This is a genomic window from Myxococcus vastator (assembly GCF_010894475.1).
GTDB classification, from domain to species: Bacteria; Myxococcota; Myxococcia; order Myxococcales; family Myxococcaceae; genus Myxococcus; species Myxococcus vastator.
Map to the genome: position 1 here is coordinate 1 of NZ_JAAIYB010000811.1, position 1,652 is coordinate 1,652.

At 72.1% G+C, this 1,652-nt stretch carries 1 protein-coding gene; it reads right to left on the reverse strand.

The genetic code is table 11. From position 1 onward, the window contains the following. Positions 1 to 1,652 (reverse strand): polysaccharide deacetylase family protein (locus G4D87_RS37515; RefSeq protein ID WP_163787553.1); only part of this gene is annotated, 1,652 nt, incomplete at both ends.

Genomic DNA, 1,652 nt, shown 5'->3' on the forward strand with positions numbered 1-1,652 from the left:
CGCGCCCCCACATCCCCCACAACCACCGCTCTCGCCTTCCACCAGGCCGTCACCAAGGACCTCCTCGGGAGGCGTCTCCTCGGGAGGCGTCTCTTCGGGGGGCGTCTCCACGATGCCCGGCTGCGTGGCTTGGGCCAGGATGCGGAAGGGCGCGCTCACGCCCGACACCGTCTCGTCCGTGGTGCTGGCGACGCGCAGCAGCGCCTCCCGGCTCGGCACGTCGGGCACGCGCCAGATGAGGTGCCCCGTGTTCTCCACCGAGGTGGCTACCGGCATCCAGGTGGCGCTCGCCTCGGTGAAGTACGCCACGTCCAGCGTCCGCACGTCGCCGAGCGAGGACCACCTCACCTCCACCTCCTGGCCCACGACGAAGTCCTCTCCGCCGGTCGGTGCGTCCAGCACCAGGCTCGCCGCGGGCACCGCCGCCTCCGCGAGCCCGAAGTCGTCCACCAGCGCCCATCCGACCCCTTCCAGGGCGACGCCCACGCTCAGTCCGAACGCGTCGGCCGGCAGCGCGATGGGCAGCTCCCATGACGCCTCCGTCCAGGCCTCCGCGGGCGGCAGGCTCGGGCCGCGGTTCCACACCTTCCACGTCCCATCCGCCCCCTTCACGGCCGCTTCCAGGTGCAGCGGGGTGCTGGCGCGGTACCAGACGCTCACCCGCGAACCGCGCCCCGGCGTGACGGCCGGCGCACAGGTGCCGTCGTCGCGCAGCACCTGGATGGATGCCGCGCCCCCGGACGCCTCCACGCGCTCGAGTCGGTAGGACCAGGCGCCGCTGTGCGCCTCGGCCGAGCGCTCTGCGCGCACGGCGCCGCCGTGGGCGGGTCCCAGTTGCCAGCAGTCGGGCACGCCGTCGCCGTTCGCGTCGTCCTCGAGCGAGGGGTTCTTCAGCGCGTCCGTGGGCGTCTGGGGCACGGGGTGCACCGCGGGCTGCGCCGCGCCGCCCAGGACGTCCTGCATCGTGCGCACCTCGGTCCCCATCGGTGCCCGCTGTGAGAGCCAGCCCATGAATGCCTGGAGGACGTCGGGCTTCACGCAATAGGTGTGTTTGGTGCAGTCCGGCTCCACGAAGTGGAAGACGACGACCACCCAGCCGCCCCCCGCGGCCTCCGTCGTGGTGACCCACGCCTGCAGTTGCTCCAGTCCGTCGTCGCGCGTCACCGTGGCGGGCGTGCGGATTTCGTAGGGGTCGAAGGGAGGGATTGTCTCGGCCGCGGGGCAGGAGCCACAGGTGTCCACCAGGCCCCGCACGTCGCGCGCGGCGTTGTAGCCGCACGCCGCGGCCATCTGGTTCACCGCCGCATCGTTCGAGCCGAAGGGGAAGGCGAGGGCGGTGGGCGAGAAGCCCCAACTGAGCAGCCGCAGGCGGTCCTCGCAAATCTCCTGTCGTTGGTGCTCGGGCGCCAGCGTCGCCAGCTCCGCGTGCTGCAGTGTGTGCCCTCCGATGTCGTGTCCGGCCGCGGCCAGCCGGCGCAGGTCATCGAGGTTCATGAATCCCGACTGGCCCACCCGTCCGCTGATGATGAAGAAGGTTGCCTTCAGCCCCGAGGCCGAAAGCATGTCCAGCACCTGTCGTTGCTCCTCGAGTCCGTCGTCGAAGGCCAGCGTGACGACCGTCCGCGCCCCTGGCGTCCCGGCCCACGCCCCTC